20 protein-coding genes are annotated in these 25,361 nt (G+C 44.9%); 9 read left to right on the top strand and 11 right to left on the bottom strand.

The genetic code is table 11. From position 1 onward, the window contains the following. Window positions 1–642, top strand: a 642-nt coding sequence (locus AC1DP6_RS26650; protein ID WP_477057578.1) for an outer membrane beta-barrel protein, incomplete at its 5' end; no start/stop codon positions are given. Window positions 643–706: 64 nt separating this feature from the next. Here the strand turns inward: AC1DP6_RS26650 and AC1DP6_RS26645 are convergent. Further along, window positions 707–1,510, bottom strand: a complete 804-nt coding sequence (locus AC1DP6_RS26645) for a GLPGLI family protein (protein ID WP_477057577.1) — start codon at window positions 1,508–1,510, stop codon at window positions 707–709. Between the two features lie 149 nt (window positions 1,511–1,659). On the opposite strand from AC1DP6_RS26645, the gene AC1DP6_RS26640 reads away from it, so the two are divergent. Next, window positions 1,660–3,228, top strand: a complete 1,569-nt coding sequence (locus AC1DP6_RS26640) for a sensor histidine kinase (protein WP_477057576.1) — start codon at window positions 1,660–1,662, stop codon at window positions 3,226–3,228. 1 nt (window position 3,229) lies between these two features. Continuing rightward, on the top strand, window positions 3,230–3,913 hold the full coding sequence (locus tag AC1DP6_RS26635) for a response regulator transcription factor (RefSeq protein ID WP_477057575.1): 684 nt from the start codon (window positions 3,230–3,232) through the stop codon (window positions 3,911–3,913). 33 nt (window positions 3,914–3,946) lie between these two features. On the opposite strand, the gene AC1DP6_RS26630 is transcribed toward AC1DP6_RS26635, so the two are convergent. The 3 genes from AC1DP6_RS26630 to AC1DP6_RS26620 are packed head-to-tail and all read right to left on the bottom strand — an operon-like array spanning window position 3,947 to window position 9,166. Beyond that, the gene (locus AC1DP6_RS26630) at window positions 3,947–6,991 is read right to left on the bottom strand and encodes an efflux RND transporter permease subunit (RefSeq protein ID WP_477057574.1); all 3,045 of its coding nucleotides are present in this window, start codon (window positions 6,989–6,991) and stop codon (window positions 3,947–3,949) included. A 5-nt stretch (window positions 6,992–6,996) separates the two neighbouring features. Further along, a complete protein-coding gene (locus tag AC1DP6_RS26625; protein ID WP_477057573.1) occupies window positions 6,997–7,917 on the bottom strand; it encodes an efflux RND transporter periplasmic adaptor subunit in 921 nt (306 codons plus the stop codon). A 7-nt stretch (window positions 7,918–7,924) separates the two neighbouring features. Next, window positions 7,925–9,166 (bottom strand): TolC family protein, encoded by a 1,242-nt coding sequence (locus AC1DP6_RS26620; RefSeq protein WP_477057572.1) that lies wholly within the window; start codon window positions 9,164–9,166, stop codon window positions 7,925–7,927. A 233-nt stretch (window positions 9,167–9,399) separates the two neighbouring features. Between AC1DP6_RS26620 and AC1DP6_RS26615 the strand changes: the two genes are divergently transcribed. Continuing rightward, entirely contained in the window at window positions 9,400–11,682 is a 2,283-nt protein-coding gene (locus AC1DP6_RS26615; RefSeq protein ID WP_477057571.1) for a glycosyl hydrolase family 95 catalytic domain-containing protein, read from the top strand. A 136-nt stretch (window positions 11,683–11,818) separates the two neighbouring features. On the opposite strand, the gene AC1DP6_RS26610 is transcribed toward AC1DP6_RS26615, so the two are convergent. The 3 genes from AC1DP6_RS26610 to AC1DP6_RS26600 all read right to left on the bottom strand — a co-directional run bounded on the left by AC1DP6_RS26610 (window position 11,819) and on the right by AC1DP6_RS26600 (window position 15,785). Next, on the bottom strand, window positions 11,819–13,615 hold the full coding sequence (locus AC1DP6_RS26610) for a DUF885 domain-containing protein (protein WP_477057570.1): 1,797 nt from the start codon (window positions 13,613–13,615) through the stop codon (window positions 11,819–11,821). A gap of 71 nt (window positions 13,616–13,686) precedes the next feature. Continuing rightward, window positions 13,687–14,490, bottom strand: a complete 804-nt coding sequence (locus AC1DP6_RS26605; RefSeq protein ID WP_477057569.1) for a helix-turn-helix domain-containing protein — start codon at window positions 14,488–14,490, stop codon at window positions 13,687–13,689. Window positions 14,491–14,525: 35 nt separating this feature from the next. Continuing rightward, window positions 14,526–15,785 carry a cation:dicarboxylate symporter family transporter gene (locus tag AC1DP6_RS26600; protein WP_477057568.1) on the bottom strand — a complete coding sequence of 420 codons (1,260 nt, stop codon included), beginning with the start codon at window positions 15,783–15,785 and terminating at the stop codon, window positions 14,526–14,528. A gap of 189 nt (window positions 15,786–15,974) precedes the next feature. On the opposite strand from AC1DP6_RS26600, the gene budA reads away from it, so the two are divergent. Next, window positions 15,975–16,769, top strand: coding sequence for an acetolactate decarboxylase (budA, locus tag AC1DP6_RS26595; protein WP_477057567.1), 795 nt, complete (start codon window positions 15,975–15,977; stop codon window positions 16,767–16,769). Window positions 16,770–17,140: 371 nt separating this feature from the next. Here the strand turns inward: budA and AC1DP6_RS26590 are convergent, their stop codons facing one another. Continuing rightward, window positions 17,141–18,421, bottom strand: coding sequence for a TCR/Tet family MFS transporter (locus AC1DP6_RS26590; protein ID WP_477057566.1), 1,281 nt, complete (start codon window positions 18,419–18,421; stop codon window positions 17,141–17,143). A 434-nt stretch (window positions 18,422–18,855) separates the two neighbouring features. Here AC1DP6_RS26590 and AC1DP6_RS26585 point away from each other — a divergent pair, with 434 nt between their 5' ends. From AC1DP6_RS26585 to AC1DP6_RS26570, 4 genes are all read left to right on the top strand, one after another. Then, on the top strand, window positions 18,856–19,278 hold the full coding sequence (locus AC1DP6_RS26585; protein ID WP_477057565.1) for a helix-turn-helix domain-containing protein: 423 nt from the start codon (window positions 18,856–18,858) through the stop codon (window positions 19,276–19,278). 73 nt (window positions 19,279–19,351) lie between these two features. Next, window positions 19,352–19,765 carry a VOC family protein gene (locus tag AC1DP6_RS26580; protein WP_441575990.1) on the top strand — a complete coding sequence of 138 codons (414 nt, stop codon included), beginning with the start codon at window positions 19,352–19,354 and terminating at the stop codon, window positions 19,763–19,765. Window positions 19,766–19,903: 138 nt separating this feature from the next. Beyond that, window positions 19,904–20,503, top strand: a complete 600-nt coding sequence (locus AC1DP6_RS26575) for a Crp/Fnr family transcriptional regulator (RefSeq protein WP_477024357.1) — start codon at window positions 19,904–19,906, stop codon at window positions 20,501–20,503. A gap of 112 nt (window positions 20,504–20,615) precedes the next feature. Beyond that, window positions 20,616–21,395 carry an acyl-CoA desaturase gene (locus AC1DP6_RS26570; protein ID WP_477057564.1) on the top strand — a complete coding sequence of 260 codons (780 nt, stop codon included), beginning with the start codon at window positions 20,616–20,618 and terminating at the stop codon, window positions 21,393–21,395. Window positions 21,396–21,482: 87 nt separating this feature from the next. Here AC1DP6_RS26570 and AC1DP6_RS26565 read toward each other — a convergent pair whose 3' ends face one another. From AC1DP6_RS26565 to AC1DP6_RS26555, 3 genes are all read right to left on the bottom strand, one after another. Beyond that, window positions 21,483–22,235, bottom strand: coding sequence for a M57 family metalloprotease (locus tag AC1DP6_RS26565; protein WP_477057563.1), 753 nt, complete (start codon window positions 22,233–22,235; stop codon window positions 21,483–21,485). 340 nt (window positions 22,236–22,575) lie between these two features. After that, window positions 22,576–24,126, bottom strand: a complete 1,551-nt coding sequence (locus AC1DP6_RS26560) for a hypothetical protein (protein WP_477057562.1) — start codon at window positions 24,124–24,126, stop codon at window positions 22,576–22,578. Window positions 24,127–24,278: 152 nt separating this feature from the next. Next, the gene (locus AC1DP6_RS26555) at window positions 24,279–25,250 is read right to left on the bottom strand and encodes a 3-keto-disaccharide hydrolase (protein WP_477057561.1); all 972 of its coding nucleotides are present in this window, start codon (window positions 25,248–25,250) and stop codon (window positions 24,279–24,281) included. Window positions 25,251–25,361 lie beyond the last annotated feature (111 nt).

Here is a 25,361-nt window from a genome sequence, read left to right as displayed (position 1 = left end):
CGTCCGGTAAACGTAAACGGCGTATATAACATGACTGGCACCATCAGCCTGAGTTTACCGCTGCGCTTAATACCAGGTAGCGTCAACTTCGGCAGCAACGTAGGTTACAGCAAAACAAAACAGTTTATCAATGCCGCGCCCAATAATATCCGCACGTTTTCGCTGGGCCCCAATGTACGTTTTGACCTGAACCCTTCCAGCAAAATAGACGTATCCTTCAGCGGTGGATTCAATTATTACAAAACTGATTACTCGCTGCAACCAACGCTGAACACCGGCTATTTTTCGCAGCAGTATGAAGGTGAAATCAACTGGCAGTTACCGGCTAATTTTTATTTCTCCACCAACTTTACTTATACCATTAACAGCCGCCGGGCAAATGGTTATAATACCAATGTACCTTTGTGGAATGCATCTTTCAGCCGTCAATTCCTGCGCTTCAACAGAGGAGAACTCAAGTTCAGTGCTTTTGATCTGCTGAATCAAAATGTAGGCATCAACCGCAGCACTAATCAGAATTATATTGAAGACAGCCGCACCAAAAATCTGCAACGTTTTTTCCAGTTAAGCTTCACTTATAGTCTGAGTAAAAACGGCCTTTCCAGGGGTAGCGGACTACGCACCATCAGGATGATACGTTAAGCAGACGATATAAAAAGGCTCCGGAAAAATATTTTTCCGGAGCCTTTTTATGTAATGAATACTTTTACTGCCTGGTACTCATTACCCGCATTCCTCCTCCTCCATTCCGTTGCATTTCTGCGATCATCTTATCCCTTTCTTTGTTAAACTCCGCAACGGTCACTTTCTTTCCTTTGGAGGGCGCTTTAATAACAGCTACATCTGTTTTCGCTGATACTTCTGTAGCGGTGTAAATGGTGCGGCCATCGTTGATGTTGATGCCGAGGATCAGACCTGGTAGTTGTCCCTGGTACTCCGGGCCGGCAGGTACCGGAATGGCTGATGTAAACCAGGCAACGATGCTCGAAGTATCAGCCACTTCTTCTGTTTTCAGCTGATCGTTTTCCATACGGATCATGGCGCGTTTACCGATGAGCTGTGCTACCGCTTCCTGGCAGGGATAGTTGAGAATGGTGGACGTTTTGCCGGTGAGTTTCCAGTTTAGTTGGTGGATGCTGTCTGTCACGATATAATTTTTTGCGCCAAATTCCCGTTGAGCGATCACCTGCCCTGTAGCGAAATTGTTATAGGTAATATCAGCAGCATCCCCTACCATCATGGTGGCGTGCATGGCCCCTGCGCGTTCGCTGAACTCCTCGGGCATTTCTTCGTCCATTGTACGGCGCAGTGATTGGTCATTGCCAAACAATACCTCCAGCTTATCCTTATGCGACTGGGGTAATGTTGGTCCATCGTTTGCGGGCGCCAGTCCCTGTATATGCATGTCCATTTGTATGGTGCGTTCATACAATACCCTGCCTTGTTTTTGCTGCGCATGTGCAGCAAGCAGCAGTAATCCCATAGAAAATGTTAAAATTAGTTTTTTCATACCATTACCATTTAAGGAATAAAGCTATTCCCTTCCTGCTGCAACGGAGGTTAACATGCCTTTACTTAATGTTAATTTAGGTTAATGTTCTTACTGCGGGAGGAAAGTAAACGATACATTTGTCTTAGTATTGCTATTACTATCAACACATGCGCTACAAACTTTCCATACCGGTTACTGCTTTTTTGATTGCGTTAACAATCCTGCTGATTAGTGCTTTCCAGGCTTACTGGCTGAGCAAGAATTATCGCGAAGAAGAAAAGTTGTTTACCAGCCGCACCAATATCCTTTTCAGGGAAACGATTTTTCGATTACAGGCGGCCAAGCTGAAACTGGACTCCAATATAAGTCTGCGTATACAGGACAGACAAGGCGTGATGCGCTTTTCGAATGTGCTCACAGAGAGATACCGGGACTCCACCATGCCAAGAATCGCTATGAATACGGTATCCACAGTGTCGGCCGTGTCTGATACGTCCGCCGTTCCTGGTGTGCATGTCATGGCAGGTGTGCCTGCTATGCCCACTGCTATGATGGTGGCACTAAAAGAGCCTCCTTTCCCTGAGAGAGATTCTTTCAATATGCAATATGCGGTCACCAGGCCGGCTCAGACAGTAAGGGTATATGATTTCCTGGCAGGAGTGGATTCCCTGCGCGATTCTATTACCGTAAAAGAAATTACAGACCGTTATCACTCCGCACTGGCGCGGGAAAAGATCAACACTGATTTTGCTATCAAAGTCATCCCCGTAGATACAGGCAGATATTTCAGCACCTTTCCCGATGACTTCGAAGATAATGTAGTCACTATTGGCTTTACCCGGCCGTTGAGCTACCAGGTGTTATTTCAAAATAATACCTGGTACCTGTTAAGACGTATCAGTCAACCTATACTGGTTTCGGTACTCCTGTTGGGCGTCACCATTTTTTCTTTTTTACTTTTATATAGAAATCTGAAACAGCAACAAAAGCTGGCCCAGCTCAAGAACGATTTCATCAGTAATATGACACATGAGCTGAAAACACCCATTGCCACCGTAAGCGTAGCTATTGAGGCGTTAAGGAGTTTTGATGCATTGGATGACCGGGAAACCACCAACGAATACCTGGATATATCCGCGCAGGAAATACAACGACTGGGTTTACTGGTAGATAAAGTGTTGAAATTATCAATGTTTGAGAACCGGGAGATTGCCCTGAACAAAGAACAGTTTGATGTCCGGGCACTGGCCAGAGGAGTGATGGCTTCTATGAAGCTGCAATTCGAAAGACAACTGACCGTTACGGCCCTGCAAACAACCGGTAACAATTTCATTATTACCGCCGACAAATTACACCTGACAAGTGTATTATATAATTTGCTGGACAATGCTTTAAAGTACAGCACCAAGAATCCGAATATCCTTGTTCATATCGTTGATCATAAACAGTATCTCGAAATACGTGTAGTCGACAACGGTATAGGTATTGCGCAGGAATATAAAACTAAAATCTTTGAAAAATTCTTCCGGATCCCCAATGGTAACCGTCATAATATTAAAGGGTATGGACTTGGACTAAGCTATGTATCGCATATTGTACAACGTCATATGGGTTTTATTGAGGTAGACAGTGAATTAGGTAAAGGCAGTACTTTCTCCGTGAAACTTCCTTTTGCAGAAGCGCCGGTAGTTTACTACGATAAAAACCGCCGGATTGTAAAGTTTAAAAAAATATGAGATGAGCATTAGAATTTTATACGTTGAAGATGAATTGTCGTTGGGTAAAATTGTGAAGGCAAGTCTGCAGCGCAGAGGGTTTGAAGTAATCATGGAAAGTGATGGTGATAACGTGCTGTCGCTGTTCAAACAGGTAAACCCTACTGTATGCGTATTAGATGTAATGCTGCCCAACAAGGACGGATTTGAAGTCGCTGCAGAAATTCGTGCCATCAATCCTGAAGTACCCATCCTGTTCCTCACCGCCAAAACACAAACTGCTGATCTCGTAAAAGGCTTTACAATGGGCGGCAATGATTATATCCGCAAACCTTTCAGTATGGAAGAACTGATTGTGCGTATCGAAAATGTATTACGCAAAACACCTAAAACAACCACTCCTCCGGCGGATCAAATCAAAATAGGCAAGTTCCTGTTTTATACAAAGCGGCAGGTGCTGATCAGTGGCAGCGAAGAAAAGAAGCTCTCTTACCGGGAAAGTGAATTGCTCCGGCTATTATATGAAAAACGTGATGGCATCATCGATAGAAAAAGTATACTCGACCTGCTTTGGGGACATGACTCCTTTTTTAACAGCCGTAACCTCGATGTATATATTACCCGCCTGCGTACCTGTTTAAAAGATGATGAAAGCCTCCAGATACTCACCATCAAGGGAGTTGGATACCGGTTTGTACTGGATTAAAACGAGCGCATCTTTTTATTTATTTGATCCCCTTTATAAATTGACTTTTCTATTTTTATACCTGAGCCGCATGATGCTGGGTAATACAATCAGCAACAATGGCAATGCCAGGATAAAACCACCGATCACTGCGATAGCCAATGGCTGGTGCAGCTGTGCACCCGTACCAATACCCAGTGCAATCGGCATCAGGGCGATAATAGCACCGAGAGCAGTCATCAGCTTGGGCCGTAAACGGGTGGAAATGGCGTATACGATGGCCTCATCTGCATTGGACGAATCTGCCAGAGATGCTTTAAACTGAAGAAAAGTAAAGATGGCATTCTCGCCAATAATACCCACCATCATAATAATACCAGTATAGCTACCCACATTTAAGGCAGTATGGGTAAGATATAAAGCGAGATAACTACCACCTATACCCAGCACTGCTACCGTAAGAATGATTAGCGCATCTATAAAGTCTTTGAAGAGAAACAGGATCACGCCAAATACCAATAAGCTTGCGGTAATCAGGATGAGCAACAATTCCTGGAAAGATTGCTGCTGATCGGCGTATGCGCCGCCGTAAGAAATACTATATCCCTGAGGTAATGAAATACCCGCATTCACTTTCTGACTGATTTCTTTCATTACGGTCCCCAGATCCCGGTTATCCAGCCTGGCCGTAACAATCCCCATGGATTGCAGATTCTCTCTCGAAATTTCAGCTTCCCCGCTGTTGATTTTAACGGTGGCCAGATCGGATAACGGCCTTAGTCTGCCATCAGGCAAAAATACCTGCAAATGATTAATGGCAGCTACATTAAGCTGGCTGCTGCCAGGATACATCAGGCGGATATTGGACAGCTGCTCTTTTTCGAATACTGCGCCAGCTACATTTCCCTCCAGCGCAGTTTGCAGCTGAAATTGCAGGGCTGCCGGGGTAATACCGTATTGCGCCAGCAATCTGCTATTGGGTTCCATCGTAATGGAAGGTCCTGCAATAACAATCCCGTCAAATACATCGGCAGTCCCATTTACCGCTCCGACTACTGCTGCCACCTGTTTGGACAATGCCTGCAATGTTTGCTGGTCATTCCCAAAAATCTTTATTTCGACTGGTTGTACTGAGGTCATAAGGTCTCCCAGCATATCCCCTATCACCTGGCCAAAATCTATGCGCAAAGAAGGCTGCGTTGCTTCCACCTGTTTCCGTATTTCATCAATTACTTCATTGGTGGACAGATGATGATTCTTTTTAAGCTGAATGAGATAGTCCCCTCTGTTGGGTTCTGTAATAAAGAACCCCATCTGGGTACCCGTACGTCTGGAATAGGCTGCTACATCCGGGATGCTGGTAATGATCTTTTCCACCTGTTGCAGGGTATGGTCTGTTTCCTCCAGGGAAGTACCTGGAGGAGAGCTGTAATCCAGTACAATACTGCCCTCGTCCATCTCCGGTAAAAATCCCGTCTCCAGTTGTGGTAATATGAAAAATATCATCAATACCAGTCCTGCTACAAACACGGCACTCACCCAGGGCCTGGTAATAAACCAGGTGACCCATCGCTGTTTTTTCACATCATGTCCGGGAGCTGTTTGCGCGATAGCTTTCCGCTCTTTTTTGCCACTGGTCAGCAACAGGTAAATGACCGGTAACCCTATCCAGGTAACGAGAAAGGAGCATACCAGCGTAATGATCATAGTATTGGTCATCACTTTGAAATAAGCGCCTGCCACCCCTGTCATTAGCAGAAATGGTAAGAAAATAACGATAGTGCTGAGTGAGGAGCCCAACATGGCCGGGAATAGATAATGGATAGCTTTCTGAATCAACGTCACGGTAGGCTCGTCCGGATGTTCCTCATGTGTGCGGTGTATTTGTTCCACTACTACGATGGCATCGTCTATGATCAGCCCTATGGCCGCCGCAATGGCGCCCAGAGTCATGATATTGAACGTTTGACCGATAGCATACAATACGATCAGGGTAAGCAGTAGTGTAACAGGGATGGTGATCAGGATGGTACTGCTGGCCTTCCAGGAGCGCAGGAAAATAATAGCCACAATAATAGCCAGGAACAACCCTATCCATAAACTATCGGTTACACTTTTGATGGCATCTTTTACAAAATCAGCCTGTATATAGTATGGCGAAATTTTCACATCTGCGGGCAGCTTTTTTTTAAGATCATTGATCTTTGTCTGCATCCGATCTGATAAATCTACCAGGTTGGCATTGGGTTGCTTGATCACAGCAATCAGGATCCCTTCTTTGCCGTTGGCATTTACTTTAATGTATTCTTTGGCCTCCCGGATACCCACAGCAGCAATATCTGACAGGGTAACAATACGTTTGCCGTTATTACTGATCACCAGTTGATCCAGTTTATCTTTGCTATCCACCAATGCATCAGTTACGGTGAGGTACAAAAGCCGGTAATCGGAAAGGTAACCGTTGGATTTGATGAAATTTGTTTGTGAGAGCGCGGTATTGATCATATCGGGCGTAATACCAAAAGTACTCATCTTCTGCATGTCCAGCTGCACCCAGTATTCCTTGTTCTTGCCGCCGATAATGCGTATCTCGGAAACACCTTCCACCTGCGACAGAAATGGTTTGATGGTATAAGAGGCCAGATATTTCAGGTCAATGGGAGATCGTTGGTGGCTTTCCAGCGTGTAGCCACTTACCGGCAGTATGGAGGGATTCATCCTTTCCACGTTGATCTGGATATCCGGTGGCAGTGAATTTTTAATTTCTCCGATCTTTGATTCAATGCGTTGCTGACTGATATTAATATCAGCTGCCCAGTCCATATAAGCAGATATTTCACAACTTCCCCTGCTGGTAGTACTCCGGATCATTTTCAGGTCCGGCACCTGTTTGATGGCTAATTCCAGCGGACGGGTAACGGTGATCATCATTTTATTCACCGGTTGTTGTCCGGCATCGGCAATAATCTTTATTTTGGGAAAGGTGATTTCGGGGAATAGTGCAGACTGTATTTTACCATAGGTAAATAACCCGCCTGCAATAATGATCACCAGCAGTACGGTGACAGGATTCTTATATGCAAGAAAAAAATTTTTCATGTCGGCTATTTATTTACGATAGAAACAGTAGCAGTATCTGGCAGTCCATAATTGCCGCTAATAAGGATTTTATCCTGAGTGGTTAATACGGGAGATAATATCTCTATCCGGCCACCTGTTTCCAGTCCTTTGCGAATGACTACCTTAACGGCGGTACTGCTGTCCGTCATTTTCATGATCCAATATTCACTTTGCGATTCATCCGAGAGTACTGCTGATTTGGGAACGAATATGGCACCGGCTTTCACGACTTTTACGAATTTTACTTTTGCAATCAGGTTTTCAGGTACTGGTTGCGCAGTGCTAACCCGGATCACATAATTCTGCGTTTGCGATACTGCATCTACAGTGGGCAAAGGTGTTTCCATAGTCCCTTGCAACTGTTGCCCATCCGGCAGCCACACCGTTATTTTACGGTTTTCCGGAATGAGTGCCGTCAGCTCGTAAGGCAGATTAAGAATAAATACAAAGCTATTATCGTCTGATATAGTAGCCAACTGTTCACCATCCTGTACGTAGCTACCGGCCTGACTGGATAACTGCGTAATATAGCCGTTACCGGTAGCTTTAATCGGTATCAGACCGGTAAAGCGGAAAGAGCTGTCCAGTTTGTTGATAGTATTACCCAGGTTCTCTGCTTCTTTTGTTTTCAGGAGAAATAATACCTGTCCACGTACCACATGTTGTCCCAACTTTATACCTGAACTTTGCAGGTAACCATTGGCAACGGCTTTCACATTTGTTTTCAACAAAAAAGCAGCAGTCGCATTCAGCTCTATGGAATCCCCCATAGTCCCGGTTTCAGGAGTGATTACTGTAACCGGTGTTCCGTTGGGCATTGCTTTATCTTCTGCCGCAGGCGGAGTTGTATGGCAGGAAGTAGTAACGATCAGCATGATAGCAGAGAGCAGTGGAAATAATTTCATGGCTTTATCAATTAGCACTATTCCAGTAATTAATCAGGTTAATGAGCTGGTATTTATTTATAATATTCTGAGTAATGATATTCTTTGCATTGAGGTAGCTGTTAATGGCAATCACATAATCCGCGATTCTCACATCTCCATGTACCAGGAGTTGTTTGTTGGCCTGCATTAACCCGTTGGCATACACAATCTGTCCATTGGCCTGATCAATTAACTGTTGTGCCCCTTGTAGTTGTTGCACCAACTGTTGTATTTGCTGATGATATTGCCGGGAGAAAAAGTCCTGGTAATTCTTTCTGACTTCCTCAGATATTGCCACTTTACTATGTTGCATTTTTCGTTGCTTACCATCATAAATGGGTACCGTTAAACTTAATCCGGCGCTTACACCAAAATTTTTATATGGATCCAGTGCCAACGTAGAATTGTAGCCGCCATCGCCAAAGATGCTGATCTTTGGCCGGTAGGCCAGGTTAATTGAAGCGTCTGTATTCCGCAACTGTAAACTGTCTATCTCGAACTGATGATAAAACACCGTATTCTCCAGGCCAGGGAGGTGCTCAATAGTCATTGAAGGATCTGAAACAGGGGTAAAAATAGTATCGGTGATGCCGCAAAGGTAATTCAACTGTGCAAAATTATTCTGATACTGGGTTTGCAGTTGCTTTAACAATAACTCCTGTTGCTGCAGGGTGACCAGGAAAGTCAGGTAGTCAATTTGTTTATAGGTACCTGTTTGCGTTAGCTTTTTCAGTATTACTTCTTCTTCCTTCAACAACAACAGTACGTCATTATTAAAACTATACTGCGTCCAGTTGCCATAGGTGATAATATATTGGGCGATTATATTCTTTTTCAATTCCTGTTCAGAAATTTTTACGGTATTATGCAGCCCTTGCTGCTGGATCTGAATACCTTTTATTTGATTATCCAGGTTCTTTTTACCATTTAACTCTTTGGAGGCAGTAACGAGTGCACTTACCTGTCCACCGTTGGTGATGGCATTATCATACCCGATGCCATGAACGAGCGGTGCATAGGTATTGTTGCTCACACCATTTATCTGCGGGCCGTAAGCGGCACGTAAACGTTGACTGTCTATCTGCGCTGCCTTTATCTGCCCCTGATAATCCTTCAGCAGAGGACTGTTTTGTTTTGCCTGTTCCAGGTAGTAAGAAAGATTTTTTTCCTGCGCGGACAATTGTATCGCCAGGAAAATGATCCATGATATAATTCCAATTTGTTTCATTCCGCCTTGTTTTGACTCCTGCTGAAGGATAGTGTAACAATTGCAGGTAAATATTTAAAGTAAAAGTAAAAGCTAATTCTGTCTAACTTCTGTAGCGTCTCCAGGACCACATAAAACGATCCATGACACACAACAATAGCGAAACTATTATTGTTGTGTCCCTTGATTTTGCAGAAAATATTAATTATTCCTGTTAAATTGGACTTATATAGTTGTCCTATTAAACAGAACAGATGAACAAGTTAATGATGTCCCTGGCATTGTGCGTCGTCACAATGACCACTTATAGTCAATCGTCTCCCCATGATATGCAATTTGATAAACTGGCCCCCCGCTGGGATGAAGCCGTACCATTAGGCAATGGGGTGTTGGGAGCCCTGATCTGGCAAAAAGGCGACCACCTGCGGTTTTCGCTCGACAGGGCCGATCTGTGGGACCTGCGCCCCATGAAAGGATTACATCGTAAAGAATTTAGCTATCAGTGGGTCATAGGCCAGGTAAACAAAAAAGATTATACGCCGGTACAACAATATTTTGATGCTCCTTATGACCGGGAACCAGCTCCTTCCAAAATTCCCGGAGGCGCCCTGGAGTTTGATACCAAAAGCTGGGGAGCCGTACAATCAGTACATCTTACGCTTTCCAATGCCCTGTGTGAGGTGACCTGGGCCAATGGCGCACGGCTAAAAACCTTCGTAGCAGCAGATAAGCCGTTGGGATGGTTCCGCTTCGAAAATGTGAGTGCTGATGTAGTACCGCAACTGTTGGCCCCTCAATACCAGGGAGCCGTTACCAATAGCGGCGACCCTGTAGGCGGAGATGACTTATCCAGGCTGGGCTATCAGCAAGGCAGCATTGTAAAAACCGGCAACAGCATCACCTATCACCAGGCTGGCTGGAATGGATTTACGTATGATATCAACGTACGCTGGAAGAAAATAAATGCTACCACCATAGAAGGTGTATGGAGTATTTCCTCCCAGTATCCGGACCAACCAGTTAATGTGAAGGCAGACAAAGTAACTGCCGCCGCAGCCACCACCGACTTCACCCGGCAGCTGACCACACATAGCAGCTGGTGGCAACGCTTCTGGAGCAAGTCTGCCATCCACGTACCTGATACCCTGCTGGAAAAACAGTGGTACCTGGAACAATATAAGTTTGGCGCCTCCGCCCGCAAAGATGCGCCGCCTATTTCCCTGCAGGCCGTATGGACCGCCGACAACGGCCGCATCGCCCCCTGGAAAGGAGATTATCACCATGATCTGAATACCCAGCTGAGTTACTGGCCTTCCTATAGTGCCAACCATCTCGATGAAGCCATGGGATATTTAAATCACCTCGAAAAGAATAAAGCTAACTACCAACGCTATACGAAAACTTATTTCGGCGCCGCCGGTATCGCCGTCCCCGGTGTAACCACCCTCGATGGTACGGAAATGGGTGGCTGGATACAATATTCCCTCTCTCCTACGGTATCGTCGTGGCTCGCGCAGCATTATTACCTGCAATGGCGTTACAGTATGGATCAACAATTCCTGAAAGAGAAAGCATACCCCTGGCTGAAAGGTGCTGCCACTTTCCTCGAAAGCATTACCGTAAAAAATGCAGATGGACACCGGCAGCTGAAAATCAGCTCCAGTCCTGAAATAAATGATAACAGCCTGGAAGCCTGGTTTCCACAAAACACCAACTATGACCTGGCTTTAATGAAATTCACTTTCAGCAAAGCCGCAGAACTGGCTACCGAATTAAAATTAACCAATGAAGCAGCCCACTGGAATAAGATACTGGCGGAATTTGATGATTTCGCACTCACGGCTAACCAGGAACTGATGTTTGCGCCAACAATGGCGTATAATCAGTCGCACCGCCACTTCTCCCATATGATGGCGATTCATCCTTTGGGCATTATCCGTTGGGAAGATGGCGCCCAGGCACAAACCATCATCAAAAACTCGATCCATCTTACCGATAGCATTGGCCCGGATTACTGGTGCGGTTACTCCTACTCCTGGATGGCCAACCTGAAAGCCAGGGCCAAAGATGGAGAAGGCGCCGCCAAAGACCTACAGATCTTTGCCAGGGCATTTTGTTCTATCAACAGCTTTCACCTGAATGGAGATCAAACCAAAACAGGCTTATCCAAATTTCAGTACCGTCCCTTTACGCTCGAAGGCAACTTTGCTTTTGCCGCGGGATTACAGGAAATGCTGTTACAGAGCTATGCCGGCTTCATCACCATCATGCCCGCTATTCCTGCTTCCTGGAACGATGTATCGTTTGAAAACCTGCGCGCAGAAGGTGCATTTTTGCTGAGTGCAAAGAAAGATGGACAAGTAACTGAAGTGAAAATTGTGGCAGAGAAAGGCGGTCATACGCGGTTGAAGCTGCCCTTTAAAACCTATTTTGCCGCCAGCAACAAGGGATTTGAAATTAAGAATAACGGCGATGGCTTCCTGGAGCTGACAGCCAAACCAGGAGCAGTGCTGTTGCTGAAGAATGGATATGAGTGAGGAATTGAGAATTACGAATTACGAATTACGAATTACGAATTACGAATTACGAATTACGAATTACGAATTTAGCGGAGATAGTAAACGCGAAGATCAACATTCGCTTATATCTACTCACAAATCCGTAATTCGTAATTCATAATTCGTAATTCTTATTCATGTAATCCTCCAGCACCTGCAAGGGCATGTCTCCGTACTTCAGCAGTGCATCATGAAATTTAATCAGGCTGAATTTATCTCCCAGCTGTAAAGCTAATTTCGTCTTCAGTGCTTTTAACTTCATTTCACCGGTTTTATAAGACAGCGCCTGTCCGGGCATAGCCATGTAGCGTTCTACTTCAGCGGTAGCAATGCTTTCACTGACAGATTCATTGGCCATCATATAGGCAATTGCTTCTTCGCGGGTCATTTTGCCGGTATGAATGGCTACATCTAAGACCAATCGGATGGCTCGGTGAATTTCGTTGTTCAGCGCCCCCATTTTCTGATACGGATCTTTATAACATCCCAGTTGTTCACCTAATGACTCCACATACAAAGCCCAGCCTTCAAAGTAGGCGCTGAAAGTCGGTTGCCGGCGAAATGCGGGGATGTCACCATTTTCCTGCTGGATAGCGATCTGGAAATGATGCCCGGGGATAGCTTCATGCAAAAAAGTGGCTTCCATACCATAAAAGGTAACATTGATTTTGCGGGCATCGGGTACCGGCACATACAGGATAGCGGGCCGGCCTTCATCGAGGTTGCCTTTTATGTAGAAAGGGCCTCCGGATGCGGCTTCCCGATAGGCTTCCACCCGCCGGATTTTCATAGGTGTGGCAGGCTGCTGTCCGAATAATTCTTTTAAATGAGGTTGTACCCTGTTGTAGATATCCTGGTAAGCCTGCAGCACCTCTTCCGGCGTTTTAAAAGGCATCAGGCGGGGATTTGTTTTCAGATAAGAAAAAAACGCGGGTAAGGTGCCTTTAAACCCTTCCTGCTGCTGCACCAGCTCCATCTCTTTCCTGATCCTGGCCACTTCTGCCAGCCCCGTGGCAAAAATTTGTTCCGGCATAAGTTCCGGTAAGGTGGTAAAGGAACGCACCCAGTATTGATAGATCCTCTTCCCTCCGGGGATGGCGTTCAACCCGGCATGGGTTTGCGCTACCGGCAGATAGATGTCTTTCAGGTAAGTAGCCAGCTTCCCGTAAGCCGGACACATATGGGTGGCAATCACCCGGTGATACAAGGTGGTCAGCCGTTGCTTTTCAGCGGCACTAAAAGACGCCGGGAACTGCGATAAGGGTTTGTAAAATATATTTTTGGCGGTATCTTTCTCCGCCAGCGCTTCCAGGGAAGGAATCATTTTTACTACCAGTGCCCTGGGCAGTACCATTCCTGCGCGAATACCTTTGTTGAAATTGGCGATGCAGGTATCCGTCCATTCCATGAAGGCCAGCATTCTTTCTGACCAGCGCTCATAATCGGCCACTGTTTTAAATGGCTGATCGCCGCCACCCGCCCCTAACGCGGCCAGTTCCAGCGGAGTAGATACAAACTGATTCATCGGCATGTATTCCAGGTGCAGGGCTAAAGATTCCAGCCCCGTATTAATTGTATAAACCAGTATATCATAAGAAATCCGGTCTGCTTCTGTCAATGCTGTCCGGTCATATTTTTTCAATTCTCCCAGATACTTCCTGTAAAATGTAGCGGTAGCCGTGATATTGGGCGCACTTCCTTCAATAGCCAGTTTATTGTCGTACTGATGGTAGCCGGCAGCGGTGGCCTCCAGCGGAAAGAGCTCCATTCTTGCTTCATAGTAGCTGTCAAAAAGCCGCCGGAGCTGCGGGTTGTTTTGCTGCGCCTGCAGATGACCGGCAAACAACATTCCAGCTATCAGCAACAGCCATGTTACACTATTCATTCTTTTAAAAGCAGATTCACTTTGCATACATCAAATGATTATCCTGCAAAGGTAGTGGCCCCTGCTCCCCTGAAATTGTATGCAATTAACCTGCCCGGTCAGATATTCCTGTATTGACGGGGCAATAATCCGGTGATCCGCTGGAAGGTTTTAGTGAAATGCGCCTGGTCTGTAAAACCGCATTCATAGGCGATACTCGTGAGGGAATGATCATTTGTTCTGATCAGGGAAATGGCTTTTTCTATTTTTATCTTCCTGAGATATTCACCCGCAGAACAGCCAAAATATTTGGAAAAATACCGGGAAATACTAACCGGATGAAGTCCCAGCTGTTCCGCCAGAAAGGGCAGCGACAGCGGCACATTCCAATGATCGTACATAATGGTTTTTATCTTTTCTGTCCACTCCGGGAAGCAGCGAAAATCATCTTTATAGGAATGTACCAGCTCAATACACAACTGCGCAATAGCAATTTCCGAGTCCGTATCGTTCAGGTAATGTTCTTTCATCATCTTCATAATACCACCGGTATTCAGCTGGGTGTTATGACCAAACATCAGGGAAGCGGGAGGATGCGGCAATCCATAGGTTTTAAAAAACGCTTCCCCAGGTTCAATGTTGAAAATGCGGGTACCGGAGAGGTAATCCACATTCTGATGAGGCACACCCGGGTGATAGTACAATCCGGCGCCGGCAAACTGCCGGTCTGCCCCGTCCTTTCTGACTTCTTTACTGCCGCCGGTAATGATATGTGAGAAATGCGGATTAACATGATAGTGCCACTCCGATGACATATCCGCAGCGAAAGAAGTTTCGCTGGTGTGAATATGCCCAAACATGCGCTCCTTCACTTTTTTACCTACATAAGTGCCTGTTGCAAACTGAACCGGACGATCCCCCATGTCCTGAAATTAAAAAATATTTTATAAACTATCCACTAAGCTGCATCCGCATACTCGGGTGCGGTGGCTGCTTCCGGATGAAATTCCTTTTCACTTTTGGCAATCACAATCGTCGCCACCCCGTTGCCTATAATGTTGGTGATCGCCCGGGCCTCACTCATAAATTTGTCTACCCCCAATAAAAAGGCTAATCCTTCCACCGGAATTTTATGTATGGCCGTTAAGGTAGATGCCAGCACAATAAACCCACTGCCCGTTACGCCCGCTGCCCCTTTGGAAGTCACCATCAGTATCCCTATAATGCTGAGCATTTCCCCGATACTCAGGTGTACATCGTATAGCTGTGCAATAAAAATAACCGACATCGACAAATAGATAGAAGTGCCATCCAGGTTAAAAGAGTAGCCGGTAGGAACCACCAGCCCCACCACCGATTTACTGCAGCCCATTTTCTCCAGCTTCAGCATAATAGAAGGCAATGCAGATTCTGAAGAAGAAGTACCCAATACCAGTAACAGCTCTTCCCGGATGTATTTGAGGAACTTCCAGATGCTCATCTTATAATACCTCAAAATGCTTCCCAGCACCAGGAAAACAAAAATGGCCATAGTGAGATAAACCGTTCCCATCAACTTGGCTAACGGCACCAGCGTATGCAAACCAAATTTACCGATGGTATAAGCCATGCCTCCAAAAGCACCTAATGGCGCCAGGTACATCACATATTTCAATGCTTTGAAAACCAGTTTGGATAATTTACTCAGCCCTGCAACCGCTTTTTGGCGGTGCCGGGAATAATTCAACAGAATACCAATGACGATAGCCGCCAGCAGCACCTGTAGCGTAAGGTTATTCAGGAAGAAGTTCAACCAATCAAAACTTTCCGTTGCCCCGGAAGTATATTTAGATGCGTTCTGGACCTGTAACCTGGACTTATCAATTTTTCCCGGCTGAATCAATAGCGCCATCAGCACTCCTGCTGCCAGGGAAATAGTGGATACGACTTCAAAATAAACGAGCGACTTCACCCCTATTCGTCCCACCTTTTTCAGGTCGTCCATGCCACTGATTCCTAAAACGATGGTCAGAAATATGATCGGTGCAATAAACAGCTTGATGATATCGATGAAGGTTTTGCCGATAATTTCCATTTTCACGGCAGTAGCAGGCGCCAGGCTGCCCAGCAATATGCCGGCAATAATAGCGATCAGCACCCAAAAGGTGAGGTTGGTAATAATACGGATATGTAATTTTCGCGGAGCGGCCGGTTGCCCCGATGAAATATTTTCAAGCATAGGTTTCTATAGATTTTGTTGAAATCATCCTTTAATTAACGAAATTCCTGTAGAAATAACGAACGTTTATTTTTATGGTAATTTATAATCATATAACTTAGTGCCTTGTTTCGGGCCGCTATGGCCTGTTTTCTTACACTTCTTCCGACATTACTTATGCAACATACAAAAGGAATTTATTACAAAATAATGGTTCTTTTACTGGTATTGCCAGCATTTGCAACCGCAACTGCCAACAAACAGGATACTACTTTTCATCCTGATCATCACCACCTTTTTACAGCAGGCGTAGCCAGCGGATTAATGGGTGGTTTATATGACGGCTTCTACTCCATCGACTCTCTAAAAACAAAAGGAGATTTTGGTCTGGGCGCACCGGATAAGCTGGACGGGGAAATCATGGTGCTAAACGGAAAGTTCTACCAGACACAGTCCAGCGGCAAAACTTTTGAAATGCCCCATTCGCAGGACCTGGTTCCTTTCTGCATGGTCAATTACTTCGAGGCAAACACGGTGCTGCACGTACGAAAAAATATGAGCAAGGCCGACTTCTACCACTACCTGGATAGCCTCATGCCCAATGCAAATGGCATGTACGCCATCCATATAAAAGGTAAATTTCAATATATCAAAACACGGGCTTTCCCGCCGGTAAATGAACAACCCTATCCGCAGCTCGCGGGTATGCTGAACCGCCAGCATTTCTTCGAATACAAAGAAAGCAGCGGCGATCTCATTGGATATCGTTTACCTGTGTACATGGACAATACCAATATCTCCGGCTATCATTTTCATTATCTATCCGACCAGAAAGATGCAGGCGGACATATCGTAGATCTGATCACCAGCGACATTACCGTGGAGATATCATTACTGGACAGCTACACGATACAAGTACCCAGCACACCTGCTTTTAATCATTTTGATTTTAAAAAGAACAGAGAGGAAGATATTAAAAGCGTGGAGAGAGGATCGGCGAAGTAAGACTGGAATTCGCGTTTATTACTTACCAGATCACGTCCTCCGTATATTCCCCCCCGAGATAATCGGTAAATGGTTTTATTTTTTGCAGCTCCGGCAATGTGACATCGAGTTCCCAGATAGCGCTTCCAGGATCCCAGGGATCTGTTAAAATGTGAACTTTGTCCTTGTCTATCTGACGAAGCGCGGAGATCCATTTGAGCGGAACTTCGGTTATTACGCCCTGGTTCCAGACAACCAGGTGTGCTCCTCACCTTTCCTGTATCTAAGTGAAGTAAATAACCTGATTCAATGGTTCACAATAAAACATAAAAAAGCGGCCCTCCAATCAGATAATTGGAAGGCCGCTTGTTTTATAATGAATCCACCAATCCTTAGTGCATTGGTGTACCTTTTAATTCTTCGCTCCCTTTAATCACCCCCAACAACTCAGGACGGGCTATTTTTTTCCGGTTCAATACCTTATACGTAATAATGATGCTGAGCAACATGCACACGGCACCAATTAAAAAGTGTACGCCAGGGAAATAGAATGGCGCTTTAGCGGAAGTGAAATAGGCAAACGTGCCATTCATCATCAATGGCCCTATAATGGCAGTAAGACTCATTAAACTGGTAAGTGCTCCCTGCAGTTCCCCCTGTTGATTAGGCGGTACATGGCCTGATATGACTGATTGCAGTGAGGGTCCGCAGATACCTCCCAGGCAGTATGGAATCAGGAAAGCAAACATCATCCAGCCCTGCGTGGCAAAGGCAAACAGAACGAGTCCCAGGGTATAAAGTCCTAATCCAAGATAGATGCTTTTTTCGTTGCCGATTCTGGGATTAACTACCCTCGTTAACCCAGCCTGCACAGCGCCTACCAGCACGCCTACCACGGCAAGGGAAATACCCACCATCGTCTCGCTCCAGTTGAAACGATAGATCGTAAAGAAGTTCCAGTTGCCCTGTACTGCCTGGGCGCCCAGGTAAATCAGGAAAAAGCTCAATGCCAGCCCGCCTATTTCCTTATGTTGGGTTAGAAATTTCAGCGAACCAAGTGGATTAGCCCTTCTCCATTCAAACGGACGTCTGTTTTCTTTACTGAGCGACTCGGGTAAGAAAAAGTAGCCATACAAACAATTCAACAGGCAGAGTGCCGCGGCAGCATAGAAAGGAGCCCGGATGCCCCAGTGGGCAAGCAAACCTCCCAGTGCAGGTCCCAGCACAAAACCAAGACCGAAGGCAGCACCAATCAACCCAAAATTCTTGGCCCTGGATGTTTCATCTGTACTCACATCCGCAATGTAGGCAGTGGCGGTGGTAAAACTGGCGCCAGTAATACCGGCAATCACCCGTCCTACAAATAACCAGCCATAGGCCGGAGCCAGCGCCAGGATGATATAGTCCACCCCGAAGCCGAATAAAGACAATAATAAAACAGGACGACGTCCGTATTTATCACTCAGGTTGCCGATTACTGGTGCAAACAAAAACTGCGCAATCGCAAAAACGGATAATAACAATGCACCGTAGGTGCTGGCCTGGTTAACCGGGATATGTTTTAACTGGGCAATAAGATCTGCCATTACGGGAATAATCAACCCCCATCCCATAATGTCAATTAGCAGCGTAACGAAAATAAAACTAATAGCGGCTTTTTTGGACGTATGCATAGTACTTGTTTGGAAACGTAAATAGATTTCTAGTTGGATGACGACTTACATAGACTTTCTTTCTACCGGGACTTTCAGATCGTTGTGGTGAAAAGTGGCAATCTTTCTTCAAAGATATAGATGACCTGCACTAATCAAAAAAACTTTCCGGTCAGCATCATCGTTTTACCGGTGAAAGACTTGATATTACCGGTAAAAATGACGGAACCTGATAGATGTTATCACACGCATGAATCATCATCACCTCACAAAGGTATTCGTTCTTCCAGGAATCAAAAGGGTGATATGAGACAATAAACGGGCTGTTTACGACATTGCCCCAAAAGCAGCTTAAATGTCCTGATTTGCCCTGTATTAGGCACATTCACACCGCTTACTATTACGCTTGTTAGTCTAATTTTACAGGACAACTACAGCAAAATAAAAAATGAAAAATGATGGAAGAGCAGTACCCTAAAATATATTTATACAGAAGGTTGGTGCAGGCAAAGCTTTTCATTGACGCGCACTATGCTACACCTATCGACCTGGAAAATGTTGCAGATGAAGCATACTTCTCTAAATTTCATTTCATCAGGCTGTTCAAAACTATCTACCGGAAAACACCACATCAGTACCTGGTATCTGTGAGAATAGAAAAAGCAAAAGAATTACTGAAAGCCAATACGCCCGTGTCAGATGTTTGTTATGCCATCGGATTTGAAAGCCTGGGTTCCTTTAGCAGCTTGTTTAAACGGATGATTGGTATTACACCTTCTGCCTATTTAGCACAGCAACAAAAAATAAAAACGCAAATATTAACGTCGCCTTTAAACTTTATACCCGCCTGTATAGCGGATAAAAACGGTTGGTTATAATAATAGCAATTTCGGAGAAATGGATGCTCACAGGATACACTTTCTTTGCTCATGTAATTAAAACATACAAGCCATGATCACTAAATTAACGCATGTAGGTATACATGTTATTAACCAGGACAGCGCCTACGATTTCTACGTTAACAAGCTGGGATTTAAAGTTATCACGGATGTCCCTATGGGAAAAGATACCCGCTGGTTAACCGTTTCACCGCCTGAGCAACCTGGTTTTGAAATTGTGTTAACGCCCATCGTGGAAAGCAAACAATTCCCCAAAGAAACCATCGAAGTGGTGAAAGACCTGGTGAGAAACGGTACTTTTGGATTTGGTGTTTTTACCTGCGAAGATATCTACGCTACTTATGAGGAATTAAAAGCCAAAGGTGTTGAATTTATTAAAGCACCTAAACAGGAGTTCTACGGACTGGAAGCATTATTTAAAGATGACTCAGGTAACTGGGCTTCGCTTGCTCAGCTGGAAAAATAAATAATCAGCCAAATGCCAGGGACCATTCCCTGGCATTTCATTTAATACGGGGAACTGCGTTATATTATTTTTAGCTCCGAATGCCTAAAATGTGTAAGTTAGTGGCTATTTTACCACCCTTACATCTATCTTTGGCCAATGAAAATGATTGTTGACTTTATTTCTAAATTCACCACAGTGAGTGATGAAGATGCCGAATATCTATCCAGCTTTCTGACAGAGAAAAAATATAAAGCAAACGAGGTGATATTTAAAGGAGGTAATGTATGTGAGGCGATGTATTTTGTCATTTCAGGCTCCGCCAGGTCCTTTTTTGTCAACGATCAGGGACAGGAATACACCTGGACATTCAATTTCAATGACGAAGATGCGACTTTCGAAAATTCCATTATTATAGACCATCATAGCTTCATTAACCAAACGCCTTCCGCACTTACGGTAGAAGTGATCAAGGACCTGGAGGCGGTAGAGCTGCAGTACAAAGACTTTGAAATTATGATGGCGGCATCCGCCAAAATGCACGACATCGTAAAAATATTCACCGACAACGGGTTTAGCTATACGTATCAGCGCGCTTTCAACTTATTTACAAAATCCGCCAAAGAGCGATACCTCCAATTGTTAAAAGAAACGCCTTATTTGTTAAATAAGTTCTCCCATTACTACATTGCTTCCTACCTGGGCATTGCCCCACAGAGCTTAAGCCGCTTAAGAAGAGAAATAATGAACGGAGGTTGATTTCTTCACATTTGTGAACGAAAAGGAGATAGGGAAGATTTATTTTTGTTACGTAAAGCAGGAGATATCAATTCTCCCCTAACAATTTTTCATCACATATCAACGTATAGAAATGACAGCTATTCTGATATTCTTTTGTGTGCATTGGTTCTTTTCATTGTTCTTTCACACTTTCTATTTACACAGATATGCATCTCACCAGATGTATACCACCAGTAAATTCTGGGAACGTTTCTTTTATTTCAGTACCTGGTTTTTCCAAGGTTCATCATACCTGATTCCAAGAGCTTATGGCGTTATGCACCGCATGCACCATGAATTCAGCGATACCGAGCACGATCCGCATTCTCCACACTTCTTTAAAGACGTTTGGGGCATGATGGTACAGACCCGCAAAATCTACAATGGTTTTGTAACCCGTACCAGCACCATCGATCCTAAATTCATGGCGGAACCATTACCAGAATGGGATGCGCTGGACAAATTCGGTGACAGCAGGATTACCCGTCTTGCCTGGATAGCCGTATATATTGCGTTCTACGCGGTATTTGTTCCAGCCGGTATGTGGTACCTCTATTTGTTATTACCGATCCACTTCCTGATGGGACCTGTACAGGGTGCTATCGTTAACTGGTGCGGTCACAAATACGGTTACCAGAACTTTAAAAATGGCGACCATTCCAGGAATACTTCTCCATGGGGTATTATACTGATGGGAGAACTGTTTCAGAACAACCACCACAAATTTAAAGACAGTCCTAACTTCGCCAAGAAATGGTATGAGTTTGATCCGAGTTACCAGGTAATGAAACTGCTGAACTTTGTGGGCATCATTAAGCTGAAACCAGCAATGATTACTTCTGCACAGCTAAAAAATGCAAAGGCGGCATAACCGGTTATACATCTTTTTAAAAAATAAAAGCAAGCGTTTCACTGTAATAGTGAAACGCTTGTCATTTAAAGGCTACCTCTGTTAAAATTAATGATAAAGTGCAACGGCTGCCTGTTTGTCTTTTGTAGACAATACAGTAGCACCGCTTCCGCACTGGCCACCGTTCATGATAGATGAAGCATCGGTGCCACCTACGCCTGGAACAGGAGTAGCGCTTGATTCGCCGATAGCAGACCAGTTAGTGTGTCTGAATGATACATTGTGGCCCATCTCATGGCAGATGGTGCGTGCACGTTGTGCAAAGCTGTTACCCGCAATATAAGCTTTGTTGATGCGGATAAGATTACCTGCTACTCCGCCGGACGGGAAAGTACCCTGACCGCAAATGCCACTGCCAAGGTTGAAATCGGTGATCAGCACATCGGAAGTGCCGGTAGTTACGGTCCAGTGAATCGTACAGCCGGAAACACTGTTCCACTGGGCAATGGCAGAATTGATTTCTGATGTCATAGAAGTCATCGATGGATCAATCTTCAGGCGAATGTTGGTGACATTGGTGGCGGAAACAAGACTACCAGTATAGTACTGTTCTGTGCTCACCTTGCCATCAGGTACCTTCATGTTTTTTGGGAAGATGATATCTTCCTCTACAATAAATTCGTTAGGATGCTCAACGATCGTGTGCGCGAAAAATCCCAGGCCGATAATGTAAGAATAAACTTTCTGGGCTTGTTCAGTACGTAAGGTTTGTGGTTCTGCAGGGGCATCAGCAGATTTTTTACAGGCAACAAAGGCGATGGCGATCAGCATGGCCATGGCAACTAACATGTTCTTTTTCATGTGCGGGTTTTGTTTAGGTTAGAAAAAATGGTATGAGAATTAATACATGTCATTTCCTGCGCGGAACTACAGACAGCCCACGACAACAAGGGTTGTCATTCAGTTAACAGCAATAAAAGGTTAATTGCCAGCTACGGCATTGCTCATAGTGCTTTCATATGTGTGCTCAACACTTCCGCTAAATTTTAGTGATTAGGTTACTAAACGTTGTACAGATTTTGGTTATCACAATAATACAAATATATTCTGACCAGAAAAATATTTTTTCACGACCGGTGATGTGATATAACAGTATGGGAATGTAAAGTGATCGATTATATATTTTGAAAACATACTATAGTCATTCGATATTTTCCACTGCCTTCTTTCCTAAACGTTCCTGCAATTGCTGTAAATACAAACTAGCTGGTTGCACTGGTGTACCATGTGATACATAAATACCGTCAGGTAGCACTCCTATCCTTTCAAATGGCCGGCCTTCCTGACGGCGTTCACCGCTGCAACCTATTATCCAGTTCATAGCGCCGGGAGGTTGCTGATTCAGAAAAGATTTCGCCATACAATTCCAGGCAACTGCCCAGCCAATAGACCAGCCATGACCTGATCCCATTTCACCACGATTCATAAATTCGATGCCACCACCAGGTACTTCACAATTGTCCACCAACATGCCTGTTGCCCAGCGTTGATGGGGCTGAATCCAGCCACCACCTTCAAACCGGCAATCCATTATTACAATAGGTCCTGTCGCTTTTGCACCGGTAGCGATATAAAAAACATTGCTACCGGTAATATGACAACGCCGCACCAACAACTGCGGACCGCTGGCATTAATGTCTGCCGGCTTTGCAGCACCTACCGTCACCGTGTCGTGATAGATATTGATGCGATCCAGCGTTACCCGTTTGCCGGTCACACTTACACTGTTTACCGTGTTGTAGATATCGATATCAGTAGCCCATGCATCTGTAATACCACTGATAAAAAATGCCTGGTGATGCCGGTCATTAATAGTACCTGTTTGTGTGGGAGAAATCATCCTGAAATTGGATATCCCGCAATCCCTGATTTCTCCGCTAACACTTATCTTATTTACCGTAGTGCCTTGTGGCGATGTATACATAGCATCGTAACTATCCGTCAGCGGTACATCCAGTAACAGCGTATTTCCTTTTACCCGCTGCACAATCCGGTCTGTGGTGATCTCACCATTGATCCAGGTCTGACTTTTACCATCGCGAACCAGGTCATCCATGCCCATAAACTTCACCCATTTTGGTGTAACGGGTTTGGATATACGAATAGTATCACCGGCCTGAAAAGCAGCAGGGTTGCTAACGTGCAATTGCATAGCTCCGGCTGGTACATAAGCGTCTGTAACAGCAGCCGCAGGGCCGGATAAAACATATACCGGCTTTCCTTTAATGACCACGCCTACATGCGGCGCACCTGTTAACTGCAGCAGCGTTCCATTTTCTTTATGGCCGCTGCCTGTCAATACCACACCGCTGGTTTGTATCGTAATCGTTTTATCACAATTGTAGGTGCCGGGGGCCAGTAATACAGCGCCTCTCCAGCCATTGACCAGGGGCAGCGCTGCTACCTGGTCGATGGCCGCCTGAATAGCAGTGGAATTATCTCCGGCAACAGGCTGCAGGGAAATTTTCACTGGCACTTCCGGAATCTTCACCCCTCCTCCTTTGTAACCGGCGTACGAGAAATCCATTATTTTATCGCCATGAGCAGTTGTATCATATACCAGTTTGCCTTTTGCAGATAACGATATCCATTTTTGTTGTGCATGCAATGAGGTGGTAGTAGTAAGCAGGAAAGCAGTAACGATGGCAGACAACATGCATGGGCGGGTACGCTGGCGGATGGTGTTTTTCATAAGGGAACAAAATGTGGTACGCGAATTTCTTAAAGCTACTATTTCAAATGAATATTTTCCAATTCTGTGTAAAATAAAAAACGTGATATCTTCCGGAGAAGCATATCACGTTTTTTATTTTGTATAGTAAGATGACGGCTTTTAAGTTCCGTTTATTTAGCGGTAGTAATAGTGATGTTTCTGAACTCAATAGGTCCATGGTCGCCCTGGAAATAAACAGGTCCTGGTTCGTCTTCATTGCTATCCAGTGCACCGCCGGTGATGCCGGGAATTTCCTGGTTGCAGATGATATTTTTACCGTTGGCAATTACTGTTACCAGGCGGCCTACAAGGGTAATATCGAAAGTCTGCCATTCACCGGGAGTACCAACTGCCATTTCATTAGGCACAAGGAAACCATATACACCACCAAACAGATGGCTGTTGGGATGATCCGTCTTAGGATTATCGATGATCTGCGTTTCATAACGGCCTCTCAGGTAAACACCGCTATTGCTGCCTTTCTGATACCTGAATTCTACATGCAGTTTAAAATCTTTAAACTTTTGTTCAGAGATCAGGTTGGCACCTGAATGCGGGCTGCTCAGGATGCCATCTTTTACGACCCACTGGTTTTCTCCTGCTGCTTTCCAGCCACTCAGGTCTTTTCCATTGAATAATTTCACTGGCTTGCCCCAAACTGGTGCACCAGTGCGTTTCATATCAGGCGCTTTTACGCCGGTAAATGAGTAAGACTGTCCACCGCTGGTATGTATAGTACCACTGATGCCGCTGGCGGTTACGTTTCCTTCCAATGTCAGGTCGCGGTCTTCTCTTTCCCATTGTGGCGGAATTGCGAAGCTGAACTTGCCATTATCGAAGTTTACTTTGGAAATAGGTCGGGCGCTGCCACCGGTGCTTACAAAACGACCTACCAGCGTACTGAAGCCGGAAAGCTCCACTTCCAGCCAGGAAGGCTTGTCTGCGCCATTTTCATTGACTTTGATATCCCAGCGTCCAATCAGCGATCCACCATTCACCGTTTCTGTCTTAATAGCTGACACCTGTCCCATCACCTGGGTAGTATTCACCAACCCCAGGCCCATACAGCATACCAGACCAGCGATAATACATTTCTTATTCATGTCCATGTTCGTATTTGATGAAGAAAGCTATAAAGATAAATATTTGATGTTGCTTTTATAGTCCTTTATTGGGTTTATTTAAGTTTCCCTCTACCAGACCAATAGCAGACA

Source organism: Chitinophaga sp. 01L420, from assembly GCF_056399985.1.
This window is presented reverse-complemented; position numbering and strand designations above follow the sequence as displayed.

Excerpts from the sequence above, each read along its gene's own strand:
- AC1DP6_RS26645 (WP_477057577.1), bottom strand. The coding sequence starts at position 1,510 with ATGAAAAAACTAATTTTAACATTTTCTATGGGATTACTGCTGCTTGCT.
- AC1DP6_RS26640 (WP_477057576.1), top strand. The coding sequence starts at position 1,660 with ATGCGCTACAAACTTTCCATACCGGTTACTGCTTTTTTGATTGCGTTA.
- AC1DP6_RS26635 (WP_477057575.1), top strand. The coding sequence starts at position 3,230 with ATGAGCATTAGAATTTTATACGTTGAAGATGAATTGTCGTTGGGTAAA.
- AC1DP6_RS26630 (WP_477057574.1), bottom strand. The coding sequence starts at position 6,991 with ATGAAAAATTTTTTTCTTGCATATAAGAATCCTGTCACCGTACTGCTG.
- AC1DP6_RS26625 (WP_477057573.1), bottom strand. The coding sequence starts at position 7,917 with ATGAAATTATTTCCACTGCTCTCTGCTATCATGCTGATCGTTACTACT.
- AC1DP6_RS26620 (WP_477057572.1), bottom strand. The coding sequence starts at position 9,166 with ATGAAACAAATTGGAATTATATCATGGATCATTTTCCTGGCGATACAA.
- AC1DP6_RS26615 (WP_477057571.1), top strand. The coding sequence starts at position 9,400 with ATGAACAAGTTAATGATGTCCCTGGCATTGTGCGTCGTCACAATGACC.
- AC1DP6_RS26610 (WP_477057570.1), bottom strand. The coding sequence starts at position 13,615 with ATGCAAAGTGAATCTGCTTTTAAAAGAATGAATAGTGTAACATGGCTG.
- AC1DP6_RS26605 (WP_477057569.1), bottom strand. The coding sequence starts at position 14,490 with ATGGGGGATCGTCCGGTTCAGTTTGCAACAGGCACTTATGTAGGTAAA.
- AC1DP6_RS26600 (WP_477057568.1), bottom strand. The coding sequence starts at position 15,785 with ATGCTTGAAAATATTTCATCGGGGCAACCGGCCGCTCCGCGAAAATTA.
- budA (WP_477057567.1), top strand. The coding sequence starts at position 15,975 with ATGGTTCTTTTACTGGTATTGCCAGCATTTGCAACCGCAACTGCCAAC.
- AC1DP6_RS26590 (WP_477057566.1), bottom strand. The coding sequence starts at position 18,421 with ATGCATACGTCCAAAAAAGCCGCTATTAGTTTTATTTTCGTTACGCTG.
- AC1DP6_RS26585 (WP_477057565.1), top strand. The coding sequence starts at position 18,856 with ATGATGGAAGAGCAGTACCCTAAAATATATTTATACAGAAGGTTGGTG.
- AC1DP6_RS26580 (WP_441575990.1), top strand. The coding sequence starts at position 19,352 with ATGATCACTAAATTAACGCATGTAGGTATACATGTTATTAACCAGGAC.
- AC1DP6_RS26575 (WP_477024357.1), top strand. The coding sequence starts at position 19,904 with ATGAAAATGATTGTTGACTTTATTTCTAAATTCACCACAGTGAGTGAT.
- AC1DP6_RS26570 (WP_477057564.1), top strand. The coding sequence starts at position 20,616 with ATGACAGCTATTCTGATATTCTTTTGTGTGCATTGGTTCTTTTCATTG.
- AC1DP6_RS26565 (WP_477057563.1), bottom strand. The coding sequence starts at position 22,235 with ATGAAAAAGAACATGTTAGTTGCCATGGCCATGCTGATCGCCATCGCC.
- AC1DP6_RS26560 (WP_477057562.1), bottom strand. The coding sequence starts at position 24,126 with ATGAAAAACACCATCCGCCAGCGTACCCGCCCATGCATGTTGTCTGCC.
- AC1DP6_RS26555 (WP_477057561.1), bottom strand. The coding sequence starts at position 25,250 with ATGAATAAGAAATGTATTATCGCTGGTCTGGTATGCTGTATGGGCCTG.